Below are 1,521 nucleotides of genomic sequence, written 5' to 3'. Positions count from 1 at the left end.
CTAGCGTGCGCACACATTTGATTTGGCGGTGGTCAGTATGGGTTTGCAAGGACGAAGCCCTCAACAATGGCGTGGAAGCGTTTGAGGCCGTTGCTGAAGGTGACCGGGCCCGGCGGGCGCTCCTTTGGATAGCCGTTCCAGCCGCCGAGCCGGGCAATGCACCAGGCCGCCCAAGCGAGCGTGTGTGGCGGATGCGGGTTCTTCTGCGTTTGGGTCTTGCCTTCCAGCCTGGCGACCAGCGCGTCCAGAACGGCGATCTCGGCGGGATTGAAGAGGCGTGTGGCCCTGAGGGTCTGGCCGGCCGCGTCGCGCCCGTGCACGAGTTGCATAACCCTGGTGGCCACGATCAGCGCGGTTGCAGCCAGACGTTCGAGTGCATCGCCATCGGCGATGAGGCTTTCCTCCAGATCGATGGCCTGCGACTTCAAGGTCCGGAACAACTGCTCGATGGTCCAGCGCGACCGGTAGAGATCGACGATGGCGATGGCATCGGCGAGTGTCTTGACGGTGTGGGTTGTCAACAGCCGCCAGATCACCGCGTCCTTGGGCGAAGGCGGATCGATCTCGCGCACTTCCACGATATTGAGCCTGACCGCGCGCGGATCGCGGCGGTCGGCCCCAAGGCGCGGCTGGCGCAAGGTGACCTCGGCGAAGCGAACGGCCAGGTGCACCTTGCGTCCCGGCCGGCCGGGACGCGCCTGCAGATCGAAGGCGATGCGGCCGGCTTCCGGCGTCTTGGCTATCTCGCCGAACAAGCGGCCGCCCTCTTCCCCCAGCGCCCGATCGCGCACGGCGCGCATGAGCACATGCGTGCGCTCGTCAGGCAGCCTTGCCAGCACCTCGTAGATGTCGGCCTCGCGGTCGCCGATCACGGTGAGGAGCGGCGTGTCGGTCAGCGCCTGGCGGGCCGCCGTGGCGGTGGCGATCCATTTGTAGCTTTCCTTGGCTTCGATCGGCAGGGCCTGGTAGTCGTCCGCCTTCTGCCCCCGGCGCCGCCAGATCGTGGCCGCCGCAAGGCCCAGCACCGACCCGTCGCCGGCATCCACGGCCAGCGCCGGGTGTACGAACAGCCCGATATCCTTGCCGTTGCCGACACATCCGAGGCCGCGCTTGCGCGAGGCCTTGGCCTGATAGTTGATCTCGCTGCTGTCCTCGATGATCAGCACATGACGGCCGGCCGCCGCCTTGGCCGTTTGCGCCGCCGCCGTGCGCACGATCTCCTGCACCGTCACGTTGGGATTGCCAAACAGCCGCGTGAACGCAACCTGTTCCGCGCGTGTATCGGCCAGCCGACGCATGCCCGCGCTGATGCGCATGCACATGCGCTCCAGCACCATGCTCCCCTTTTTTGCAAGCGCAGGTCGCCGAAGTATCCAAGCAGCGGGGCCATCGTCGAAATCTCCCGAATCAACAATGGCAGCTACAGAATCACACACGATTCCAACCCTTCAAGCCCCATCTGCCGCCCGGCCAATACGTCCCTTGACACCCCTCCGAAGCAGATGTGTGCGCACGCTAGCC

1 protein-coding gene is annotated in these 1,521 nt (G+C 65.9%); it reads right to left on the bottom strand.

Annotated elements, in window-relative coordinates; all coding sequences use genetic code 11:
- Positions 1-32: 32 nt before the first annotated feature.
- Complete coding sequence (locus FJ548_RS29680) at positions 33-1,316, bottom strand: IS4 family transposase (RefSeq protein ID WP_181168954.1); 1,284 nt, start codon at positions 1,314-1,316, stop codon at positions 33-35.
- Between the last annotated feature and the right edge of the window lie 205 nt (positions 1,317-1,521).

This window comes from Mesorhizobium sp. B2-4-17 (assembly GCF_006441275.1).
Taxonomy (GTDB): domain Bacteria; phylum Pseudomonadota; class Alphaproteobacteria; order Rhizobiales; family Rhizobiaceae; genus Mesorhizobium.
Note: the sequence above shows the minus strand (reverse complement) of the source record. Positions and strands in the feature narration are given on the sequence as shown.

What these genes read in the sequence shown, in the direction of transcription:
- FJ548_RS29680 (WP_181168954.1), bottom strand. Translation starts at nt 1,316, where the DNA reads ATGCGCATCAGCGCGGGCATGCGTCGGCTGGCCGATACACGCGCGGAA.